The 23932-nt window shown below is 51.2% G+C and carries 20 protein-coding genes; 4 read left to right on the top strand and 16 right to left on the bottom strand.

The genetic code is table 11. The features are described from left to right. Positions 1-8 precede the first annotated feature (8 nt). Positions 9-701, bottom strand: coding sequence for a response regulator transcription factor (locus tag MHI43_RS06265; protein WP_012819373.1), 693 nt, complete (start codon positions 699-701; stop codon positions 9-11). Between the two features lie 153 nt (positions 702-854). Further along, positions 855-2039, bottom strand: coding sequence for an acyltransferase (locus MHI43_RS06260; RefSeq protein WP_036662310.1), 1185 nt, complete (start codon positions 2037-2039; stop codon positions 855-857). 475 nt (positions 2040-2514) lie between these two features. Here MHI43_RS06260 and MHI43_RS06255 point away from each other — a divergent pair, with 475 nt between their 5' ends. Further along, complete coding sequence (locus tag MHI43_RS06255; RefSeq protein WP_036662307.1) at positions 2515-3261, top strand: class I SAM-dependent methyltransferase; 747 nt, start codon at positions 2515-2517, stop codon at positions 3259-3261. Between the two features lie 103 nt (positions 3262-3364). Here MHI43_RS06255 and MHI43_RS06250 read toward each other — a convergent pair whose 3' ends face one another. The 13 genes from MHI43_RS06250 to MHI43_RS06190 form a co-directional block, all read right to left on the bottom strand. Beyond that, positions 3365-4114 carry an SDR family oxidoreductase gene (locus tag MHI43_RS06250; RefSeq protein WP_012819370.1) on the bottom strand — a complete coding sequence of 250 codons (750 nt, stop codon included), beginning with the start codon at positions 4112-4114 and terminating at the stop codon, positions 3365-3367. 177 nt (positions 4115-4291) lie between these two features. After that, the gene (locus MHI43_RS06245; protein WP_009589718.1) at positions 4292-4780 is read right to left on the bottom strand and encodes a cation:proton antiporter regulatory subunit; all 489 of its coding nucleotides are present in this window, start codon (positions 4778-4780) and stop codon (positions 4292-4294) included. A gap of 82 nt (positions 4781-4862) precedes the next feature. Continuing rightward, positions 4863-6083, bottom strand: coding sequence for a cation:proton antiporter (locus MHI43_RS06240; RefSeq protein WP_009589754.1), 1221 nt, complete (start codon positions 6081-6083; stop codon positions 4863-4865). Positions 6084-6446: 363 nt separating this feature from the next. Beyond that, positions 6447-7049: a response regulator transcription factor gene (locus MHI43_RS06235; protein ID WP_012819369.1), complete on the bottom strand. Its 603-nt coding sequence runs from the start codon at positions 7047-7049 to the stop codon at positions 6447-6449. Next, positions 7046-8179, bottom strand: a complete 1134-nt coding sequence (locus tag MHI43_RS06230) for a sensor histidine kinase (RefSeq protein ID WP_012819368.1) — start codon at positions 8177-8179, stop codon at positions 7046-7048. The genes MHI43_RS06235 and MHI43_RS06230 overlap by 4 nt, the downstream gene beginning before the upstream one ends. An 87-nt stretch (positions 8180-8266) precedes the next feature. Beyond that, the gene (locus MHI43_RS06225) at positions 8267-9343 is read right to left on the bottom strand and encodes a fatty acid desaturase (RefSeq protein WP_036662302.1); all 1077 of its coding nucleotides are present in this window, start codon (positions 9341-9343) and stop codon (positions 8267-8269) included. Between the two features lie 128 nt (positions 9344-9471). Then, positions 9472-10470, bottom strand: coding sequence for a Gfo/Idh/MocA family oxidoreductase (locus tag MHI43_RS06220; protein ID WP_012819366.1), 999 nt, complete (start codon positions 10468-10470; stop codon positions 9472-9474). Between the two features lie 50 nt (positions 10471-10520). After that, positions 10521-10976 (bottom strand): thioesterase family protein, encoded by a 456-nt coding sequence (locus MHI43_RS06215; RefSeq protein WP_036662299.1) that lies wholly within the window; start codon positions 10974-10976, stop codon positions 10521-10523. A gap of 285 nt (positions 10977-11261) precedes the next feature. Next, on the bottom strand, positions 11262-12257 hold the full coding sequence (locus MHI43_RS06210) for an ABC transporter permease (protein WP_012819364.1): 996 nt from the start codon (positions 12255-12257) through the stop codon (positions 11262-11264). Then, a complete protein-coding gene (locus tag MHI43_RS06205; protein ID WP_051425339.1) occupies positions 12254-13801 on the bottom strand; it encodes a sugar ABC transporter ATP-binding protein in 1548 nt (515 codons plus the stop codon). Before MHI43_RS06205 ends, MHI43_RS06210 begins: the two co-directional genes overlap by 4 nt. Before the next feature lie 87 nt (positions 13802-13888). Continuing rightward, on the bottom strand, positions 13889-15010 hold the full coding sequence (locus MHI43_RS06200; protein WP_012819362.1) for a sugar ABC transporter substrate-binding protein: 1122 nt from the start codon (positions 15008-15010) through the stop codon (positions 13889-13891). 320 nt (positions 15011-15330) lie between these two features. Further along, positions 15331-15966 carry an SGNH/GDSL hydrolase family protein gene (locus MHI43_RS06195; protein ID WP_009589707.1) on the bottom strand — a complete coding sequence of 212 codons (636 nt, stop codon included), beginning with the start codon at positions 15964-15966 and terminating at the stop codon, positions 15331-15333. 211 nt (positions 15967-16177) lie between these two features. After that, positions 16178-17920 carry an ABC transporter ATP-binding protein gene (locus MHI43_RS06190; RefSeq protein ID WP_036662294.1) on the bottom strand — a complete coding sequence of 581 codons (1743 nt, stop codon included), beginning with the start codon at positions 17918-17920 and terminating at the stop codon, positions 16178-16180. Positions 17921-18065: 145 nt separating this feature from the next. On the opposite strand from MHI43_RS06190, the gene MHI43_RS06185 reads away from it, so the two are divergent. The 3 genes from MHI43_RS06185 to MHI43_RS06175 all read left to right on the top strand — a co-directional run bounded on the left by MHI43_RS06185 (position 18066) and on the right by MHI43_RS06175 (position 22929). Further along, a complete protein-coding gene (locus MHI43_RS06185; RefSeq protein WP_036662292.1) occupies positions 18066-19508 on the top strand; it encodes an ABC transporter permease in 1443 nt (480 codons plus the stop codon). 13 nt (positions 19509-19521) lie between these two features. After that, complete coding sequence (locus MHI43_RS06180; protein ID WP_036662289.1) at positions 19522-21030, top strand: ABC transporter permease; 1509 nt, start codon at positions 19522-19524, stop codon at positions 21028-21030. A gap of 78 nt (positions 21031-21108) precedes the next feature. Beyond that, positions 21109-22929 carry an ABC transporter substrate-binding protein gene (locus MHI43_RS06175; protein WP_036662285.1) on the top strand — a complete coding sequence of 607 codons (1821 nt, stop codon included), beginning with the start codon at positions 21109-21111 and terminating at the stop codon, positions 22927-22929. A 376-nt stretch (positions 22930-23305) separates the two neighbouring features. On the opposite strand, the gene MHI43_RS06170 is transcribed toward MHI43_RS06175, so the two are convergent. Further along, positions 23306-23848 (bottom strand): alpha/beta fold hydrolase, encoded by a 543-nt coding sequence (locus tag MHI43_RS06170; protein ID WP_036662283.1) that lies wholly within the window; start codon positions 23846-23848, stop codon positions 23306-23308. Between the last annotated feature and the right edge of the window lie 84 nt (positions 23849-23932).

The following is a 23932-nucleotide window of genomic DNA, read 5'->3' as shown; positions in this document are numbered from 1 at the left end:
GGTTAAGTTTACTCTATTTTGTAACCGATCCCCCATACCGTCTTAATGTATTCCGGCTGCTGCGGATCCTTCTCGATTTTCTCGCGCAGCTTGCGAATATGGACCATGACCGTGTTCTTCGATTCCATGAACGGCTCGTTCCATACCTCGGTATAAATCTTGTCCATGCTCAGCACGAGTCCGCGGTTGATGGCCAGCGTATGCAGCAGGGAGAATTCGCGCGGCGTCAGCTTAATCTCCCTGCCGGCCACCGTTACCCGGTGGGACGCGACATTGAGGATCAGCTCATCGATCTGGATTTCGTTCTCGTCCCGCACCGATTGATTGTTCAGCTGTTTGTACCGGCGGAGCTGCGATTTGATCCTTGCGACCAGTTCCAGCGGACTGAACGGTTTGGTCACGTAATCATCCGCGCCGATGCTGAGTCCGGCGATCTTGTCAATCTCCTGGCTCTTGGCGGACAGCATGATAATGGGCGTGTTGTTCTCCTCCCGAATCTTCATGCATGCCTGGATGCCATCCATCTGCGGCATCATGACATCGAGAATGATTAAATCCACTTTATGGTTTTTTAGAATCTCCAGCGCTTCCAGGCCATGAGATGCGGTGAGCAGCGTATAGCCCTCATTCCTGACGTAAATCTCCATCAATTTCAAAATTTCGGTTTCATCGTCAACCATCAGTATCGTAACTCCAGACATGGCTCCTCCTTGATCATAAAGCGGCAGTCAGCATAACGCCTTTTACGTTCTCTTGCTCCATGGATGTTGTCAGGCCGGGCGATGCTGCTGTTTTGGTTTCCTTTCGCCATGGCCATGCCTCGTCGGGTATACGTCCTATTCTTGCGAAACAGGCTAGGAACCGGAAAGCGGCACAGCCGGCGTATCGGTTGGTTTACCCGATCTCTTCGCCTTCGGAATATTACCGAAAATCACCCATGAGCCCGGTATATAGCGAACCGTCAATTCCACGACGATCCATGAACAGCCTAAGGCTGCCGCAAAACCGCCTGCATACCACAGATGGGTCAGGATCGAGTTCCCCGTGGTTAACGGGAATTGACGGTAGACGAGCAGAAAGAACGGATGAATGAGATAAATCCCGAAGGATACGGCCCCCAGTCTCTCCAGCGCGGGCGTCCATCCGCGTACCCCGGCCCGGTAGAACAGAATGGCGAACTGGAGCAGGACAAGCGCCCCAAAGTAAGTATGCATATTCCACAGCAGCTCGTACAGCGTTGAATTATATCCGGTTCCGTGAAGACGGTTGTTGTAATAAATGTACACATGGCCGAGACCGGCAGCTGCCCATGCGATCCACAGCATCGTCCAAGCCGCGATGCGGTAAGGCTGTGCGTTGGAACGGCTGATCACAAGCCAGGCCTTGAGTTTCGGATAATAGATGCCGATAAAAGCGCCCAGCATGAAGTAAGCTATATAGGACAAGGCCCAGCTTCCCTTATTCGGCACCTGCCAATAATACTTATTCATCAGTATAAACGTCCACTGGAACACCAGTCCAATCGGAATCGCCCATTTTGCAAGCTGCGGCATCTTCTTGAACAACCACAGCACCAGCGGAAACAGCACATAAAACTGAATGCTGATAAACACGAAGTACAGATGCGTATACGCTTTGCCGGTCAACAGCTTTTGAATAAAACTCTCCATCGTCTCGCCAAACGGCCTGCCTTGATAATGCAGATAGTGCAGCAGCCCGAAGTAAAACACGGAAAAGAGTGTATACGGGATGATGATGTACAGCAATCTTTTCTTGTAGAATCCGCCGATCAGCTTCTTGGTCGTAGGGCGGTCATAATAATTGTAGAAGAGTACCAGGCTGCTCAAAAATATAAACGTCGGCGTTCCGTATTTCATGAAGATGTTCATAAAATTGTAGATGAAAAAGTATTTGGAGTCCGTCATGGCCGATACGGCATACGATGTCGAGTGAACGGACAGCACGCCGATAATGGCGAATGCGCGGACCAATTGCAGCTCGGGAAGACGCTCCCTTGGCAGAGAATTCATTTTGTTCATGGCAGTACCCTCTCATTTCAAAGTCCGAATTTTTCTCGTTCCTAACCGAAACGAATTCAATCAGTATAGTAGACATTTCTTAACGTCTTACTTCCAAATTCTTAACAATTGCTTAAGATTCTGGTTCTTGCTCCTAATAAAATTCTACTTGATCCCAAAATATCCTTGCTCTTACAATAAGAAAAACATCTATCGACGTACTTTCTCAGAAGACAGACCGCGTATAGCGGAAGTTTTTCTTGCGAGATAAGGATGGCAAACCTCTGAAGCTTACACTTTCTTATCTCTTAAAAATATTCTTTCAGAATTGGGGTGAATTGGATGCTGATTAGGATCCTTGCCGTTCGAAGTAGCTAGGCCCGGTCTATCATACTGGACCGGGCCCAGCCAGAATCACAGTAACTGAGCGAACGAATAAGAGACGATCTGTTTTCAGCATCCCATTTTATCTCAATTGAAAAGGTGAACCATATATATGAAATCACAGGAATACAAGTCATTTTATGATATCGTAGGAGCCTTAAACGGCTGGGATTTCAGCAAGGTCAGATGGATCTCGGAAGACGTGGAGTGGAATTTTTACGATGAGGTGAGCAAGCGGTGCACATCATCCGACGTTCTGCTGGATATCGGCACGGGAGGCGGAGAGAACTTGTTGTCCATCGCCTCGAAGGCGGCATTGCTGATTGGAATCGATCTTTCCCATGCGATGATAGAGACTGCCCGGAGTAATAAACGGAAGGCTGCGGCTTCCAACGTACGCTTTGTCCAGATGGATGCAGGGGTGCTTCAATTCCCGGAGGCGTTTTTCGATTTGATTTCATGCCGGCACTCCCCTTTCCGTGCTTCGGAGGTTGCCAGGGTATTAACCGATGATGGCGTGTTTCTAACGCAGCAGGTTCGCGAATGCGATAAAGCTAATCTGGCCCAAGCCTTCGGCAGAGGACAATCCTCCCGCGAAGACGGCGCTTTAATGGAGGAATACAAGAGGGAACTTCAGCTAGCAGGGTTTCGCAATATCCAATGCGCTGAATATGATGCCGTCGAGTACTATGAGCGTGAGGAGGATCTTATCTTCCTGCTCAAGCACACGCCCATCATTCCCGGATTCGGACAGGAGGAATCGGATTTCCGCATCCTGCAGCAATTCATCGAAGAGCATCGCACAGATCGCGGAATCCGGACGAATTCCGCACGGTTTATGATCGTGGCACGGAAATAGCCGGTCCTCCCTGGTTATAACCCGCAGTCTACGGCTATTAAACAGAAAAAGCGCACAAGGGGCACAGCCCTTGGCGCTTTTTTTTAGAAATCGGCATCGTATATTATCTCAGCATGATGGAACCGCCGTCCACCATCAGCGTTTGGCCGGTCATGTAATCGGAATCGGAGCTAGCCAAGAACACGGCCACGCGTCCGATATCCTGCTCGGGATCGCCCATTTTTTTGAGCGGAATCTTATCGACCATTTCTTGATACGCTTCCGGAAATGCCTGCTTCCACTGCTCTACGCCCGGCGTCAGCGCGATCGGACTGATCAGATTGACATTGATGCCGTCCGCTCCCCACTCGTTGGCAGCCACGCGTGACAGCCCCCGGATCGCTTCTTTCGCTGCGGCGTAGGAGGCCTGGTTCACCATGCCGGACAGTCCCGCACCGGATGCAAAATTGATCACCTTGCCCTTGGCTGCTTTCAGATGAGGATAACATTCCTGCATGAAATAAAACGTCGGATAGAATCCGGTATTGAACGACAATGCCATCACTTCATCGGTTGTTTCCACAATGGGTACCTGCTTGGACACATGCGCGTTGTTAACGAGAATATCCAGTCTGCCGTAGGTGTTCACAACGTCATCCACGATTCCTTTAATCGAGGCTTTATTCGTAATATCGCCGTTAATAAACATCGAATCGCTATATGCCCTCAGCGCTTTCTCCGTTTCGCGACCCTTATCCTCATTCACGTCCACGATGACGACCTTGGCGCCTTCCTTGGCCATGGCCAGAGCCATGCCGCTGCCGATTCCGCCGGCACCGCCCGTAATTATAGCTACTTTGTCTTTCAATTTCATGCTGTATACGCCCTCTTTCTCGAAAATGATAGCCTCACTATCAAAGATAGATCATTTCGCGAAAAATTTCAAATTTAAAGGATCCATGCAAAAAAAAGCAAGCCCCTCACCCATGGAGGAGCTTGCTGCTTACGTGTTACGACAGGATCAACTAAAGACCTGTGAAGCTATTCGTTATTAGCCGTTGACCAGCAGTTCTTTCAGCTGCTTGATCTGCTTGCGCTCGCCCGCAAGCACCAGCGTCGATCCTGCTGTCAGGATGTCGTCCGGACCCGGATTGATTTTCTGCTCTTTCTTGTTCACAATCGCTAATACATTAGCGCCAGTACGTTGACGAACCTGAAGCCCTGCAATGGATTGTCCCACGCATTTGTAATGCGGCTCGATTCGCGCCCATTCGATGATCAAATCTTCGAGCGTCACTTCGATGGTCTCCAGCGCTTTCGGTTTATACGTCATGCCGCCGATAATGCCTGCGATTTGTCTTGCCTCGTCATCCTCTAATGTAATCTGGGAGATGGTCTCCTCAGGATCGTCATCTTCAAAGTGGTACAACTCTCTACGGCCATCGTCATGAATAACAACAACCAGCTTATCCCCTGATCTCGCCTGAATAAGGAACTTCTTCCCGATACCCGGCAGATCAGATTCGCGAATAATACTCATGTGTAAATCCTCCGTTCTGGGGTTAATTCAATCTCTAGATTATATAGATTAGTTGGAAGAAAGTAAATCATCCCGGGCTTCCCTATGCATTCCTTTTTTTCACTTTCTCCACTGGATCGCTCCATTTGAATATTTTATTCATTCCACGGTACACGCGCTTCGACTCCTTGGCCAATAAGGGCCCAAGAATCGCGAGAATCAGGACATAGAGTGCCGAGAATGGTTTCAGCATCGCGGACAGTCCGCCTGCAAGTCCCAGATTCGCAACGATAATCGTGAACTCCCCGCGCGCCATAATAGTCAATCCGATGTTAAGCGACGATTTATGCGATAGTCCGGCCTTGCGCCCCGCTATCATGCCTGCGACCAGGTTGCCGATTATGGTCAGTACCACGGCGCCAAGAGCCAGCCATAGCGCATTCCCCAGCGTGGTCGGATCGATGCCGAGACCGAAGCTGAAGAAGAAGATCGCTCCAAAGAAATCACGGAAAGGTATGACCAGTTGCTCGATCCGTTCGCTATGATCCGTCTCCGATAAAGCCAGTCCGAACAGCAGCGCGCCGATCGCTTCGGCTACGTGCAGCGTCTCCGAAAACCCGGCAATAAAGAACATCGACGAGAACACTACGATAATGAAAATCTCGCTGGACGTAATATTCAGCAATTTGTTAAGTATGGGTGGACCTTTTCTCGCAATAACAAAGAACAACAGCATGTAACCTATGGAAATGCAAACCGAGAGGATCGTTGCCCCTATCGATGTAGCCCCGCCTAACAGCAGTCCCGACATAATCGATAAGAACACGGCAAGGAAAATATCATCGAACAAAATCATGCCGAGTATGAGTTCCGTCTCCGCATTCCCCGTGCGCCGCAGATCCACAAGCACCTTAGCGACGATGGCGCTGGAGGAAACCGACAGCATCCCTGCAATGATCAGCGTCTCGTACAGAGGCATATTGATCACGAAACCGTAAGCCACACCCAGCACGAAGTTCAATACTACATATACGGTTCCGCCTACCACAATGTTTCGTCCGGACTTGATCAATTTTTGAACCGAAAATTCAAGACCAAGGTAAAAGAGCAGGAATAGAATACCGATCTGTCCCAGAAAATCGATGATCCCCTGGCTCTCAATGAACTTAAAGTCAAGAATCCCTATCGTTGGTGCATGCGGACCGACAAGCATCCCGAGCACAATCAAGAACGGTATGATCGAGAACTTGAGCTTTCCAGCAATTACGGAGGCTATAGCAACCAGAATCAGAGCAGTTCCAACCTCAAACATCATATGGTCCATAGAAGACCTCCTCCTCCTCAAATTTGACTTCTGGCAATCATTACTATTATACATAAAAATGCATACATTTACAAAGGAACTGCAATATATTTGCTTGATTGCCTTTTATGCAGGAAATGGCGTCATTTAAAAACAGGCTTATTTTTATTAGCGATTTCATTGTTTCCAAAAAATATAAAATCTATCCACAATCGCATTCAAGCTTCATCAAATGAATAAATATACACTTTATTGCATACAATACCAGGTAAAAAAATCCATTATTTTAAGCGGCATGTTCACCTTCTTCCTGGTTTTCGTTTTTCTTATGCGCACGAAAAAAAGCCCCGCGGCTGCAACCGCGGGGTTTTGCTCTTCTTTGCACTATTTAAACCAGCCTTTTTCCTTGAAACGCGTGATCGCTTCGATCCGGTTGCTGACGCCAAGCTTATCAAGAATAACGGAAATGTAATTACGCACGGTTCCCGTGGTTATAAACAGCTGATTGGCAATTTCCTTCGTATTCTTGCCGTCCGCGATGAGGCCCAGCACTTCCTTTTCCCGCTCCGTCAGCGGATTCTCTTCACCGGAATACGCTTCATCCACCAGCTCGGAGGCGTAGATACGCCTGCCTGCCATAATGCTGCGAATGGACGCAGCCAGCTCCTCGCTCGGGCTGTCCTTTAGCAGGTAAGCGTTGGCGCCCGCTTTCACGGCACGCTCGAAATACCCGGGCCGGGCAAAGGTCGTCAGGATCATCACCTTGCAGCCATAACCCTTGATCTCCTCGGCGGCTTCAAGCCCGTTCATGATCGGCATCTCAATATCCATGATGCAGATATCCGGCATATGAAGTTTGACAAGCTGTACGGCATCCTTGCCGTTGCCCGCCGTCCCGACCACCTGCATATCCTCTTCCAGATCCAGCAGTGAGGCCAAGGCTCCAAGCAGCAGCCGCTGATCTTCGGCAATGACGATTCGGATCATATTCCCGCCTCCTTATCCGGCATTCTGAGCACATTAGGGACTCGAAGGACAAGCGTAGTCCCCTCGCCTGAAGCAAACTCCATGCTTCCGTTCACGAATTCAAGCCGCTCTCTCATTCCCCGCAGCCCGTTGCCGCGGTTTTTCGCGTCCGTCACGAACCCGGTTCCATTGTCCTTCACCCTGGCAATCAGATCCGTTTCCGTGGATTCGATCACAATGGAGCAGGCCGTGGCATTGCTATGCTTCACGATGTTATTCACTGCCTCTTTCAGGCACATGCTGATCACATTTTCATTCATTAACGACAGATTCTCCGGCTCCAACGTACCCTCAAAGGTCAACTCGATCTGCGCCGCCTTCAAGATTTGCCGAATACGGAAGATTTCATCCGCAAGCCGGGTCCCCCGCATCCGCGTCACCATCTCGCGCACTTCCTTCAGTGCGGTTCGGGCCGTCTGACGGACATCGTTGATCTCGGCTTGGGCCCTTTCCATATCCTGCTTCATCAACTTGCCGGCCAAATCGCTTTTGAGGCCGATAAGAGACAGCTTTTGCCCCAGCGTATCATGCAAATCCCGGGCAATGCGCTGGCGTTCCTCCAGCTTCACCAACTCCGAAATCCGTTTGTTGGCATCCTCCAGCTGGCCCTGCAGCTGATCGTTCTTATTCCGGTTATAGTTTGTCACGGGCAGCAGAATGACCCCTACCACACTCACAAGCACGAATGGCAGCTGCGTGATGAAGAACGGATTCCGCGTTAACAATCCATAATTCACCGTAATAATGGTCGTAACCAAGTGGATGGAGTACAGCGTGATAAACCCGGCCTTATTCTTGATGTTCCCGATGAAGAATGCCAGGAACAGCGAAAAATAGATATATCCGAATACCACGGACATCGTAACCGATATTAAAATTTGCAGACTCGTCCAGAAATAGACGAGCCAGCCTTTGGACAGAAATGACAGCACATAGAAAGCGAAGAACATCACGATCATCAGAACGCCGATCACGATCTGATAGGTCGAGGTCGACCGGAAGATGAAATAGAACGGAAGGATGTAGAAGACAACCCATACGTAAGGGCTCAGTCCCGTGCTTTTATGAAAGATCTGATACCATTTCTGCATGGAGTCCCACCTTCTGTCGGTTCAAGCTTAATTCATTTACTAGCCTTAGCGAATCCGTGATCCATTATAGCATCATGACTCAGGAATCTATTCGCGCTGGACCCTGGGTCTTGGGCTCGCCAGGTTCTTCTCCGCCTTCGCCAGTGCGGATTCCTGCGGTTTACGAAGCGACCGACGCGCTTCCTTAAAGGTGACAAACACCTTTTTCTCTTCATCCCACAGACGGAAACGAATGGACTTCAAACTGGTCTTCAGCGTAATCGTGGTTGCCTTCTGCAGCGGAGGAGCGGCTTCATGCGCCTTCTCCAGGTTATAGTTAGGCACCTTCGGGCTTAAATGGTGAACATGATGGAAGCCGATGTTGCCGGTGATCCATTGCAGAACCTTCGGAAGTTTGTAATAAGAGCTGCCTTCTACGGCTGCATTGATATAACTCCACTCTTCATCATGCTCGTAATACGTTTCCTCGAATTGATGCTGCACGTAGAACAACCAAATGCCAAGCATCCCGGAAACCATGAAGATCGGAGCTTGAACGAGCAGAAATGCCTGCCAACCGATCACCCAGCACAGCAATGCATACAAAGCGACAATCAAAATATTCGTTGTATAGTTACTTATCTTCTCCTTGCGTCTCGCGCCTTTGCGGTTGAAACGGTAGGAGATCAGAAATATGGCGATGGGACCCAGACCGAACATCACGATCGGGTTACGGTACACCCGGTAGTACAGACGCTGCCAAAAGGAAGCTGCCCCATACTCTTCAACGGTTAATACCCACATATCGCCGATTCCCCGCTTATCGAGATTGCTGCTCGTCGCGTGATGGATCGCGTGGGTGTTCTTCCATTGCTCGTAAGGGCACAGCGTAAGCACGCCCGTAATCGTGCCGAGAATTTTGTTAGCCTTGCGGCTCTTGAAGAAAGATCCGTGACAGCAGTCATGGAATATGATAAACGTCCGGACAACAAAACCCGAAGCAACCACGGCTATGGGAATGGTTAGCCAGTACGATACGGATAAGCTTAAATAGGCTGCATACCATAGCAGTATCAAGGGAACCAGTGTATTGAAAAGCTGACCTATACTCGCCTTTGTGTCAATTTCTTCATAAGGGGCAACATTCTTTTTCAAGCTGGACAATTTGTTATCGGGTTTAGCCATAGTTGTCTTCCTCCTCGAAATGAAGCGCAAGGACGTTATCAAGCTATCACGCACTTGTCTAATTTAAGTATAGTTAGAATGTCATGCGCGTCGTAGTCATAAACGTCATTTCGGGAGTATGACAAATATCATATATCAGTGCGGGAATCCGCCGGGAACCGCAGTCCGATCTGGCTTCTGGCTTCCTGCATAATTTCGGCCGTAATGAGCGAGTTGGCATGGGTGTTGATTGAACTTTCCCGTTCGCCGCACCGGATCAAATCGATAAATTCCCGGGCTTCGTAATACATCGATTCATGCGTTTGCAGCTGGGTCACGTTCTCGATGGTGCCGTCTCTGTAGCGGATCTTCACATCGTACGGCTGATTGATTTTGTCGATGATCATCGTGCCGTTCTCGCCCTGAATTTCGGTAGGGGCAAGGGAATCGCTGATTTTGGAATGCATGATGACGGCATCCATCTCGGGATAGGACAACAGCAGACTGCCTTCGCCGTCAACCCCGGAAGACAGCATGTAGCCGGAAGCCTTCACCGTGTCCGGTTTTCCGAACAGGGTCACCATCGGGTACAGGCAATAAATCCCCAGGTCCATTAGAGAGCCGTTGGAATATTCAGGGTTGAACGCATTCAGTACTGTCCCCTGCTTGAACGCGTCATAACGGGAGGAGTATTGGCAATAACTTGCAAAATAACGCCGTATCGGGCCCAGCTTGTACAAGTTGTCCCGGACGGTCTTGAAGTTCGGCATCAGCGTCGACTTCAATGCCTCCATCAACAGAACGTCATTGTTCTTCGCGGCTTCGATCATGGCGGCCACTTCGACCGCGTTGGAAGCCATCGGCTTCTCACAGAGGACGTGTTTCCCGTGGTTCATGCATAATATTGCCTGGTCCACGTGATAGGAATTCGGACTCGCAATGTATACCGCATCAATTTCGTCATCCTGCACCATTGCCTCAAGATCCGTGTAGACCTTGGGATCCGCGTACTTAGCCGCAAAAGCCCTGCCTTTCTCTTCCGTACGGGAGTATACGGCAGCTAGAATAAATTCTTCCGTCTCCAGTGCCGACTGGAGAAACCTCTCGGTGATCCAGTTTGTGCCGATAATGGCAAAACGGATGTTCATCCCTTATCCCTTCCCTTCATGGTTTATCCTGATTGATCTTTGTCGTTGGCTTACATCCATCCTTCAAAAGCCGAAATTCGTTCGCGTGCCGAATCCGGAATCGGCGTGCTCTTGCCTGAAGCGGTCTCGATGAGCACGATGGTTCCGCGGCCGGCTGCCTTCAAGGCGCCGTCCACTACGATCGCATATTGAATGTCCATGGAGGAGCGTCCGATCTCAGCCACCCGCACATGAAGCCTAAGCGGGTCCTTCAGATACATTTGCGCCAAATACTGGCACTCCAGATCCGCAACAACCGACACCTTTTGATCGCCGAACAGCTCGTCGGTCAATCCCAGATTCTCGAAATATTCAATGCGTCCCTGCTCAAAATACATGAAATAACTGACGTTATTGACATGACCCAGCATATCCGTTTCGCAGTACCTAATCTTTATCGGAATTTCAAAGTGAAACGTGTCCAGCCAGGACTTGGGATCCGGTTGTATGAAGGTTGTTTTTTTCATGATGAGTCCCCTTTCTCTTTATAAGAGGGAAATGTATGTACAATGCTAAACCAGTCTTATACAAGGATAATGAATACCCGCTGCGTCCGTCAACTAAATAACCAAATGATGGATATTATCCCTGACGCCCTTGGAATATGGCTTGAATTCATTTTCCTCCCATAGGTTGCCACCTATAGAAACAAACCATGAAAAAAACCATCCGCCCCCGATCAGGATCACGGGAGGGATGGTCTCGATAGTATGAATGGAACTAGCTGGGTCATAGCACGTGCCGATTCGCCATCAATGTCTCTTCTTATAGTAGGTTAGGGCCAGCGCGAGCGCCAGCACCGAGCCCTTGACGATATCCATCGCATAATACGGCACGGACAGCATGATCAGACCGTTTTGCAATATACCGATCAACACAGCGCCGACAAAGGTCCCGAGCGCGTTCGGCTTGCCGGCTCCAAATACGGAGTATCCGATGAAAGTCGCGGCAACGGCATCCATAAGATAGGGCCCGCCGGAGTTGACCTCGGCCGTCATGACGCGAGCCCCGAGGATAATGCCACCGATGGCGGCAAACAATGCGGAGACCAGATAAGCGATCAGACGGTATTTACTCACCGGGATCCCGGATAAAGCCGCCGCTTCGCGGTTGCCCCCGATCATGTACATGTACCGTCCGTGTTTCGTATAGGTCAGGAACAGATGGACCACGAGGACCACGAGAACCATAATGATAATGATCCATGGCACCTGCCCGATCTTCTCGAACAGCGCCGGAATTTTACCGGTCGCAAAGTCCCCGCTCGGCATGATCATATTCTGGGAGATGGTAGCCCCCCGGGTATACGTCAGGGCAACGCCCTGGAAGATAAACATCGTCGCCAGGGTCATCAGCATGTCGTCGATCTTGAAATTGATGACCAGAAACGCGTTGATCAGCCCGACGGCCAGGCAGAACAGCAGTGTGAGGCCGATGCCGATGCCGATGTTTTGCCCGTGCCAGACGAACATGGATATGACCAGCGCGTTTGCCAGGGAGGCCGTCGAGCCGACGGACAGGTCAAAGCCGCCAACGGCGAGCGATACGGTCAGTCCAACGGCAATGATCGTCACGATCGAGATCGAACGGAGAATGTTAATAATGTTGCTTGTATTCAAAAAGTTGTCGGCAACGGTCCCGAATACGAGAATAAGTACGAATACCGTAATCAACGTGCCGTATTTATACAGAAAATCGAATGCGAAGCTAGCCGCCGGCTTCTCCTTAACAGGTCTTGCTGTATTCATGTCAACCCGCCTCCTGTGCAGTAAAGCAATAATTCCTCTTCATTCGTTGACCGCGTTGTCAGCTCCTTCGTGATGCGGCCGTCATACATTACATACACCCGGTCGGTGATGCCCACGATTTCCGACAGCTCGCTTGTAGCGTACAGCACGCATTTCCCCCGCTTGGCCAGCTCGGCCACCAGCTTGAAAATATCCCGCTTCGCGCCAACGTCAACGCCCTTGGTCGGCTCATCGAAAATATACACGTCCGCATCGGCCAGCAGCCATTTGCCGATCGCCACCTTCTGCTGGTTGCCCCCGGACAGGTTTCTCACCCGCGCTCTCTCGCTTGGAGTTTTGATCCCGAGCGACTCGATCATCTCTCTCGCCGCCTGTTTCTCCCTGCCAAAGCTTAGCCAGGAACCCCATTTGGAAAATTGGGACAGCACCGCGGCCGTTAAATTGACGGACACCGGCTCTTCCACGAACACGCCTTCCCGGCGGCGCTCCTCGGGTACGAGCGCAATGCCGTTCCGCACGGCATCATGCGGCGAGCGGATGCGCAGCTTTTTTCCATCCAGTCTCATCTCGCCGGTTGACGTGCCGGAAGCCCCGAATACCGCCCGGCACAGCTCGGTTTTCCCGGCCCCGACAAGGCCTGCCAAACCGACGATCTCCCCTTGGCGGAGGCTCAGATTAACGCCGTTGATTTTGCCCGGGTCGTACATGCCTTTTACCTCTAACCGCGCAGGACCGATGTCTCGCTCGATGTGGGGAAACTGCTGGTCCATCTTGGAGCCCAGCATGTATTCCACCACTTTCGGCTGATCGATATTCGCGATGCGGTCGCTCTTCACCAGCAAACCGTCCCGCATGATCGTAATGTCATCGCAGATTTCGTACAGCTCCGGCAGCCGGTGAGATATGAAAATAATGCCGACTCCGTCCTGCTTCAGCTTGCGCACCAGCTTGAACAGCTGCTCCGTCTCGCTATGGCTGAGCGGCGCGGTCGGCTCGTCCAGCACCAGAATGCGGCACTGTTTGGAAACGGCTCTGGCGATCAGCACCATCTGCTTCTCCGCCAGCGTCAGCTCCGAAATCAGCTTTTTGACCGGGACCCGGATATTCATCCGCGCAAGAATCGATTCGGCTTCCCGATGGAGCTCCTTCCAACGGATCAAGTGCCGTTTGCCCATATCGTGAACCGTCCGGTCGAGCATGATGTTCTCGCCGACCGTCAGGTTCGGAATGAGCGCGGTATCCACCTCTTGATAGACGATCTGAATGCCCAGGTCCTTTGCTTCCTTCGGTGAACGGATGTCCGCCCTGCTTCCGTCGATCCAGATCTCGCCCTCGTAATGGGTATACGCTCCCGATAGAATCTTCATTAAGGTAGACTTTCCCGCGCCATTCGCACCGATCAACGCATGAGCCGTCCCCGCAGTCGTCTGAAAATCAACATCGGTCAACGCCTTAACGCCTGGAAAAGAGATCGATATGTGCTTCATTTGAAGTAAGGGTGCCGCTCCCGAATTGTCGGTCGAGCTGGCAGTTGTTGGCTCCATCACGCTTCGCAAGTGTATTCTTCCCTTCAAATAGGATAGGGCGCCCCTATCGATGACCGACAAGAGCGCCTGTATGAATATTGCTGTTTATTTGCCGCCTGCTTCTTTCAATGCCTTCATCCAGTCCTCTTCGAATTCCGTGCTTGTTCCCCAGCTCGGGATAATATCGGCCAAATTAACCATGTTGACCGCTTCGGTAGCACCCTCGAGGCCAGAGCGCTCGATCAATACAGGCTCCAGATTATACGTAGCAGGCGTTTCCTCGCCTGCAATCTTCTTAGCCAGCAAACGAACGTTGATGGCGCCGATCATCTTCGGATCTACGGCTGCGGTAGCCACCCAAGGGCTGTCCGGTTTCTGGATCAGCTCCAGGTCCGCGTTGGATACGTCGATGCCGTAAATCTTAACCTCGCTGCGTCCCGCTTCCTCCAGCGCTCTGGCCGCGCCGATGGCGAATGCATCCCAGGTTGCGAAGATTGCATCGATTTCGCCCTTCGGATATTTCGTCAGGATAGCGGATACCGCATTTTGCGTTTCCAAGGAAGTCTGGTCACTCGCTACGCCGAAACGCTCCACTTCCTTGATGCCCGGGTTGTTCTTCAGCGTTTCCTGGTATACGGCATTACGACGCACCATCGGCGGGAATCCGTCTACCCAGAGGTAAACGATGTTGGCCTCCGGCCCTTGCTCTTCAATCAGCTTGTCCAACGCCAGCTTTGCGAGCTGCTCGTCATCCTGCGATGTCTGGGTTACCCCTGCAATGTCACCGATCTCCGGCAAAGAGTCGAAGGTGACGACTGGAATTCCCTTTTCGGTAATCTTCTTCACGTCCTGAACCGATGCAGGATCGTCGCCATGCGATATGATAAATCCATCGTAGTCGCTGTCAATGGCTTGTGCGATCGCGTCATGGAATTTAGCGGAGTCTCCATTCGCCGAGAAGGTATCCACCTTAAACCCGAGAGCCTCGCCTTCCTGCTTCGCCCCAGCCAAAAATTGAGCCGTGTGGTCATCGCCTCCGATTTTCCGAACGACCATCAATTTCACCGGATCCTTCTCGGCAATGCCTGCCGGCAGGTTCTCGACCTTGTCCGCCAGATTGCCCGACGCGCTGCCGCCGCCGCTGCCCGATTCGGCACATCCGGTCAATACGATCACAAACGCCAGCGCCAGCGCCGATAATTTCCTTACATGTTTCATGGCTTTCATGTTCTCTCTCCCCCTGTTTTCCGTAAAAAAGACGAATATTAATTAATACAAGTAATCCTATAGGATTTAAAAGGAGGCGTCAACCATTATTTTTTCGCTTTAATGCATTACACCACATACGCAAAAAAAATGAAAGTGATTTCTAACATTTCTAATTGTATCGGCAGCTATGAACCCATATTTCATACCTATTGCCATTCTCATTTAAAAAAGAGCTCGGGCACGATATTCGCGCCCGAGCTCTTTCCATTAGGAGCACGGATCCCGTGCATCCAGCGTTTGTTGCTTCCAGCTTCAGCTCTAAGACCAACCGTTAAGCGTTAGCCCAAAGAAACGCCCATCGTTTCGAGCCAGGCCTTCGCGATCAGGCCGTGTCCGGCCGGTGACGGATGCACGCCGTCCGGCGCCCAGAAGGCAGCTTCGCGACGCACCGACGCCGCAGCGAACAATCCGTCCAGCGGCACCAGGAGGGCTCCGTATTCCACCGCCAATTCGCGGACCGCCGTGATTTTCGGATCCAGATCCTCGCGCCAAGCTCTCCGATCCTCCGGATGAGGCAGCACGAACGGTTCAACCAGAATCAGCTTGGCGTCCAGCGCTTCTTTCGTCCGTTCGATCAATTTGCGGTACCCGGCTTTATAATCCTCGGTGCTTGTCGGGTCCCCGCTATCATATCGGCGCCAAGTGTCATTGATTCCGATATAGATGGATACCCAGTCCGGCTTCAGGTCCAGGCAATCCTCCTGCCATCTGTTATTCAAGTCAACGACCCGGTTTCCGCTGATCCCTCTATTCAAAAAGGTAACGTTCAACTCAGGAAATTTCATGCCGAACAACGAGTCGATCAATAGCGGGTAGCCGTTCCCCAAGCTGCCGGAAAAGTTGCGGTCGCGACCGCAATCCGTAATGCTGTCCCCTTGAAATAATACGACATCCCCTTGCTGCAAACGATTCATTCCACTTCCTCCTCATCGGTATGTTGCTATTGTGCGTACACTTGGAAATTCGTAGGCTCATGTGTAGTGAGAACGCTTCCTAACATTTAAATATTTGCCGTGCAGGGCTCAATTCCTTTTTATGAACCCTGCAAATCGTCGATTCGCATCGATTTTTTTGGATAAAAAAAACCTGCCCCGACTCCGGTCGGGACAGGTTTGTTCTATTCGATTAGGCTCCGGTCGGCATGGCCACCCAGTGGCCTTCCGATACTTCCACAAGCTCGGAATGCTCCAGATTATATTTATCCTCTCCGGTGCGTTCTTCCAGCAGGACCCGTTTCTTCTTGGATTCGATCTTCGGATCGGGCACCGGAATCGCCGCAAGCAAGGACTTCGTATAATCATGCTGCGGATTGGAGTAGAGCTCCTCGCTTTCCGCAAGTTCGACGATCTTGCCCATATACATAACGGCAACGCGGTCGCTGATATGCTTCACCATCGACAGGTCGTGCGCAATGAACAGATAGGTCAAGCCCAGACGGTGCTGCAACTCCTCCAGCAGCTTCACGATCTGCGATTGGATCGACACGTCGAGCGCGGAGAGCGGCTCATCGCACACGATGAATTTCGGCTCGACCGCCAGCGCCCGCGCAATCCCGATCCGCTGGCGCTGGCCGCCGGAGAACTCGTGCGGGTAGCGCGTCGCATAAGCCGGATCCAGTCCGACCATATCCAGCAGCTCCTCGACCCGCTTCTTCCGCTCCTGCTTGCTGCCGGTTAACTTATGGACATCCAGCGCTTCGCCGATAATGTCCACGACCTTCAATCTGGGATTCAGCGAAGCATACGGATCCTGGAAGATCATCTGCATATGGCGCCGCATGGCCTTCATTTCCGAAGGGGAGAGGCGATTCACGGACATCCCCTGATACAGCACTTCTCCGCCCGTCGGCTGATGAAGTCGAAGGATGGCCCGTCCCGTCGTTGATTTTCCGCTGCCGGATTCGCCGACGACCCCGAGGGTCTCCCCCGCCTGAATATGAAAGCTGATATCATTCACCGCTTTAAGCACATTCCCTTTGCCCATATCAAAATACTGCTTCAGGGATTTCACCTCTAACAGCGGTCCTTTGTAATCCGTGCTTGGCACGATGATCGGCGCCGGCTTCGCTTTCTTCTTCTCGTCGAGGCGCGGTAGCGCGTTTAACAGCTTCAAGGTATAGGGATGCTGAGGATTCTCGAAGATCTCCTCCGTCGTTCCCGTCTCCACGATCACACCGTCTTTCATCACGGCCACGCGGTCGCACATGCCCGCCACAACGCCGAGATCGTGCGTGATCAATATAATGGAGGAACCGAAGTGCTCCTGCATATTTTTCATCAGATTGAGGATTTGGGCCTGAATCGTTACGTCAAGCGCCGTCGTCGGCTCGTCCGCAATCAGCAGCGCAGGTCGGCACGCCAGGGCGATGGCGATCATCACCCGCTGCCGCATGCCGCCCGAGAACTCGTGCGGGTATTGATTATACCGCGCTTCGCTGTTCGGGATGCCGACCAGCTTGAGCATGTCAAGCGCCTGCTGCTTCGCTTCCTGCTTGGACAGCTTCTGGTGTTTGACCAGACTTTCCGATATTTGTTCCCCGATGCGGATGGTCGGATTCAGCGAGGTCATCGGGTCTTGAAAAATCATCCCGATATCGCGTCCCCGGATGCTCTCCATCTCCTTCTCGGTTTTCTCGGCCAGGTTCTGGCCAAGGAACAGGATCTCTCCATCCTTCATATAAGAAGGCGGGGAAGGCAGCAGCCGCATGATCGAGCGTGCCGTGACGCTTTTGCCGCTCCCGGATTCTCCGACGATACCGAGAGTCTCCCCTTTCTTCACCTCAAAGCTGACCCCACGCACCGCGTGAAATTCTGAATCACGGGATTGAAAGGCCACGCTCAAATTTTTAACCTGCAATATCGGTTCCAACTCTGCTCACCTGCCATTATGCTTATGTCATTAAAGTAATATACTCTACAACTCTTATAATCTATTGACTTTTAAAATAGGCTAAAATAAAATATACTATATCACTCGGAATAATGCAATTTGAAACAAGGAGGAAAGGCACCTTATGAGGGGGACAGAAGCAGCAAGACCAAACAGACTCATAAGTTCGATAAGCAGCACATACAGTAAGATCCTTCTGAATCCTTCTTATAGATACTTACTATTATTATTGGGAGCGCCCGTGAATCTCGTGGTCTTCCTATTTTATTTGGTCCAGAGAAAGAAGGATGACTACGCGGCGGCTGAGAACCGCATACGCAGCGAGATGCTGGCCGCCGGATATCTGGAGGCCCTTCGCTCCGAGATGATGGAGCAGCAGAAACGCAAGCATGAGTTTTTCAAGCAAAAAATCAGCGAGACTCAGCTCCGACAGGAAGTCGACAAGATCGCAGAGGCAAGGTTCCGTGAAGTCCTCAAGGATCGGACCGCCAAGGACCTGAAGCTGAACAATCGCAAACGGCTGACTCTGGCCGATACGTTCGGTTCTCTTATCGAGAACCCGTTGTTCTTCATTATATCACTTATTCCGGGCCTGCTGATGTACATCCTTATTTTTTTGTACAGCAATCCCTATCTGAAATATATTTTGGAGAGACTCGTGATGACGGTATTCGTTATCTTTGGCGTAGCGGTGCTCGTCTTTACGATTCTTCACTTGTCGCCGTTCAACCCCGCGGCCAACATATTGGGCGAGACGGCAACGCCGGAACAGATCGCGGCTTTCAACAAAATGCACGGACTCGATCAGGGCTATCTGACGCAGCTGTGGAACAACATTAAAGGAATCGCCTACTTCGATCTCGGCAAATCCTTTTCGGGCAACGAAGAGATTACCTCCAGCATCGCCAGAAAGTTTCCGATCACGCTGACGCTTACGGTCATTTCGTTGATCATCGCGATTGCGATCGCATTGCCGATCGGGATTATCTCGGCCACGAGACCGAATTCGTTCTTTGACTATACGTTTATGTTCATAGCGCTGATCGGGCTGTCCATTCCGAACTTCTGGCAGGGACTGATCTTCATCCTAAATTTCTCGATCAAGCTGCAGTGGCTGCCCGCCACCTTCAATCCGGAGAACTGGCTGTCCATGATCATGCCGGTGATCGTACTCGGGACGGGACTTACCGCTTCGGTGGCCCGAATGACGCGCTCCTCCACGCTGGAAGTCATTAATGAAGATTATATGATCACAGCCAGAGCAAAGGGGCTGGGCAAGCGCACCATTCTGATGAAGCATGCTGTCCGCAATGCCATCATTCCGATCATTACCGTCATCGGACTTCAGTTCGGCGGGATGCTCGGCGGTTCCGCCGTTACGGAGAAGGTATTCAACATCAGCGGTATCGGCAGCTACATCGTGGATAAACAATTTATCCCTGACATCCCGGCCATCATGGGCGGCGTGGTTTACACCGCCATCACCATATCGCTGGTGAACGTCATCATCGATATCTTGTACGCATTCTTCGATCCACGGATCAGGTCCAAGATGAAACAATACTAAAGCAGGTGTACTCATGATTAAGAAGCTTCTTTCCAAACCAGAAACCAAACACCAGCTGAAATCCTCACACGAGTACAGTCAAGCCAGCTTCACATGGGTTATCTCTCTGACCTTAACGGTGATCCTGCTTCTGAACAGCTTTGATTTCACTGGGGGAACCATCAAACCGTGGGTGTTCGCCGCCTTTGCGGCATATGCACTGTTTACGATCATACAGATCATCATTACGCTGCTGATCCGAAGGGATCTTCAAAGGGACGGAGAAATCCGGCGCTTGACCAGGATCCTGGGTTACGTTCAGCTGCTGAGCATCGTTACGGGGAATCTGTTTACCGTCACGTTCGGTTTCAATCTAATCAAAAAACAGAAGCCTCCCGAATATACGATTGCCGTTTACATGCTGCTAACCCAGCTGTTTGCCATCGCGATATCGGCGCTGAATCTGTTCAAGCCTTACGTCTCGAATACGTTCCTGCCGGCCATGGCCGTGCTTCTGGTTATAGCCGTCGTTCAGCTGATCGCGCTTATCCTCGTTGCCAGGTACGTAAAATCGGATTATGCGCATCCGGCATTGACCTGGCTTGCTTTTCCGATCATTCTGACTGCGGCAACGGGCAATATTTTTGCTCTGGTGCTCGGCATCAACCTGCTTGCGAAGATCCGCAAGAACGGCAATCCCGCGATGACCCGCTGGGGCGACGTATGGGTAAAGCTTACTGCCAATTCGACGGCCATGTCCGGACTGTTCTTCGTGATTTTCCTGTTCTGCCTGTCGGTGACCAGTCTGTTTACCTTCGATTACAGCATTGCGATCGATAACAACTACAGCGCCATCCTGCAGCCGCCAAGCCTGGCGTACCCCTTCGGTACGGATAACTTCGGCCGGGATTTGTTCTCCCGGATCGTATTCGGGGCCCGCATCTCGCTGATCGTCGGATTCGCTTCTACGGCGATTCCGGTTGTCATCGGCGGCATTCTCGGTGCCGTCTCAGGCTACTATGGCCGCCATACCGACAACATCATCATGCGATTGCTGGACGTGCTGTACGCCATTCCGGGCATCCTGCTCGCCATTGCGATCATTGCCGCATTCGGAGCCAATACCGTCAACCTCATTCTGGCGCTCAGCGTAGGAGCTATACCGACTTATGCAAGAACCATGAGGGCGAATGTGCTCCTGGTCTCCACCTTTGAGTACGTCGATGCGGCCAGAGCTTTCGGCTCGAGCAATTTTTCGATCATTTTCAAGCATATCGTTCCCAACTCGCTCGCGCCCATGATCGTCAAATCGACGTTAACCATTGGTGCAGCCGTCATCTCGACGAGCAGCTTGAGTTATCTGGGTCTCGGCGTCGAGCCGCATATCCCGGAATGGGGGAATATCCTGAAGATCGGAAGCACGTACCTTGAGACGCATTCCTACCTGGCGATTTATCCGGGTCTGGCCATCATCGCGCTTGTCCTGTCCTTCAACTTTCTGGGCGACGGACTGCGGGATGCGCTCGATCCGAAGCTAGATTAAAGCTTTTCGTGCCCTGGGCACACTAACGTTGGTTTCAAAAAATATTTTATATATATACAACTCAGGAGGGTATCACCAATGAAAAAGAGTTCCTTGCTGTTATTGTTCCTCTCGCTAGTCATCGTACTGGCCGGATGCAACGTAACAACCAAAGATGATGCACAGCAAAATCAGCAAGAACCAGCGGATACAGCTACAGACACATCCGCTGTTAATATTGAATTGCTTGGCATGAGCTCTAACGAATCCGATGTCAACATCATTCGCGACCAGCTCACCAAGAACGGCTTCAACGTGAAGCTGAATCTGCAGCCGGACTACGGCAGCTTCAAGGCACAGCAGGATGCCGGCAATTACGACATCGCGCTGTCCAGCTGGACAACCGTAACGGGTAACCCTGACTATGCCGTTCGTTCCCTGTTCAAAACTGGCGGCGACTACAGCATCATGTCCGACGAGGAAGTGGACAAGCTGATCGACCAAGCGGCCACGCAAACGCCGGAAGACGCCGTTGAGACTTACAAGCAGCTGGAACAGCGTCTGGTAACGGACAAAGCTTACATTGCTCCATTGTACATCTCCCTGAAGAGCCAAGCGTTCAACAAGGATGTGCTGGACGAGAATTCCGTTCGTCTTTCGAAATCCCGTTCCCTGCCTTGGGAAGCCGTCGATTTCAAAGACCAATCCAAGCGTGCGACGCAGCCGCTGATTCTGTCCCAATCGATCTCTGAACTGACTTCGCTTGACCCGATCAAGGGCAACGACGGTTCCATTAACATCATCAACACCAACATGAACGTACGTCTGATCAACCTGACCGACGATGACAAGATCACGTCCGAAGGCTCGCTGTCTTATAACCATGCCATCGGCGAAGGCAACTCGGAGTACTACTTCATTCTTAGAGACGACATTAACTTTGCAAAAATCACGAACAAAAAAGCGGAAGATTCCGGCGAACGCGTAGGCGCGGACGATGTCATCTTCTCCATGAACAGAGCGAAAGACAAAAATTCGGTGCCTGATCATCGTACCTACACGCTTCACGAGCACATCAACACCGTTGAAGCCGTAACCGACCTGAGCGTACTGGAAAACACCAAGGTTTCCGGCGGCAGCGAAAGCGTCAAGGAAGCACTGGAAGCCGGCTTGGATACCAAGATCGCTTCCCTCGTGGGCGACAAGAATCAAGCAAGCACGAAAGACGGCAAATACCAAGTCATCAAATTGACGACAACCGAGCCGTTCCCGCAAGTATTGAACTACCTGGCTCACCAATCGGCCGGTATCGTATCGAAGAAGCAAGTTGAATCCATCAATACGTATGACGTTGAGAAATTCGACGTGAACAAAGACATCCCTTACGGCGACCAGAACACCGTAACTGAAGGCGATAAATACAACAACACGCTGTATGCGAGCGGTCCGTATATCCTGTCTTCCAAGAATGACTATGAAGCCACCTTCTTCAAAAACCCTGGCTACATGAAGGGCACGGAGCACGAACCGAAAATCGAGCAAGTGAAAGTACGCTTTATCAAAGATGCGGACAGCACGCTCTCCGCACTGCGCAGCGGCGAAATCCACCTGTACTACGGCGTTCCGGAAACAAAATACGACGTAGTGAAAGGCGACGGCAAGCTGAAGCTGCAAACGATCGAAAGCAACGCCGTATCCTACCTGCTGTTCAATACGAAGAACCGTGATGTGGCCACAAGCGACGATCTGAGAAGAGCGGTGCTTTACTCGATCAACCAGGATGAAATCCTGGCCTACTACAACAACAACAAAATCAAAGCCTACTCCACCGTCAGCCCGATCGTCAAAACGGGCAACGAGCTGGTAGCCGATCCGGCGAAGGTGAAGGAATTCTTGAGCGCATACAAAGCGAGCAAGTAAAAAAAGAGGACGACATTAGCGAAAAGCTGATGTCGTCTTTTTTATGCGAGATTTATATGGACGGCCGCTTTACTTCTGGGTGGCTCCCATAGCATCGCAATGGGAGTGAGAAATTCTTCTGCATCGCTCTGGTTATTTGCATCGCTCCGCATGCGGATGATTCTTCCGATCTCTGTTGCCCCCAGATTTCCATGAATGGATTTTCTAAATGTAGAAATCCGGTGGCAAAGGAGCCCGCTTCGCTTCTCCAGAATCATTCCGCCTTCTCCGCTGAAGTCTGGCATGGACGGGCTGACTTTGGAAGCATATTCGAAGTTGCTTTTTAAAGATCAAAAGGACCGATGATTAGCCACGCGCAGCAAATGTCGTCCCTTTTTTATATCCGCTTGATATCGTCTACAAGCTCGGGCAAGCCCTCGCGGAAGTAGTGATCGTCACCCTCGTATACCCGGGTGACGGCCTCGGGAAGCTGCTTCGCGTAGTGCTGAGCATGTGCAAAAGGCACCACCGGGTCGTGCCGGCTGTGGTATAGGAAGAGGTTCGGGAGTTGCGGCAGCTTGGAAACAAATGAATCGGACAATGCATATTCTTCGTTTTGCCAATCGTCGTCTTTGCCCCAATAAGGGGCGGCAATCAAAAACAATCCAGAGACGGTTAGCTGCCCGTCTTCTTCCGAGAGGTGTTTCAACAGAATGGAACCGCCGAGGGAATGACCTACCAGCAGCACCTCCCCATCCAATGCCTTGATTTCATTGACAATCTGCGCTTTCCACAGAGCGTAATCCGGATCCGGCATGCCGGGAGATAAGACATGATAAGCTTCACCGAGCTGTTCTTGTAAATGGTCGATCAAGCCGCTGCTTCCTTGGCGGTTGCCTTGCGGGCCGGCACTATGGATGAACAAAACTTGTTTTTTCATGATTCGTCTCCTTCCCGAGCTTTGTTAATGGGTATGAGCATGTCCAACAGGATGTGTACCAACCTAGAATAACCGATAGCAGCA

This window comes from Paenibacillus sp. FSL H8-0457 (genome assembly GCF_038051935.1).
In the GTDB taxonomy this organism is placed as follows: domain Bacteria; phylum Bacillota; class Bacilli; order Paenibacillales; family Paenibacillaceae; genus Paenibacillus_AQ; species Paenibacillus_AQ lautus_A.
This window is presented reverse-complemented; position numbering and strand designations above follow the sequence as displayed.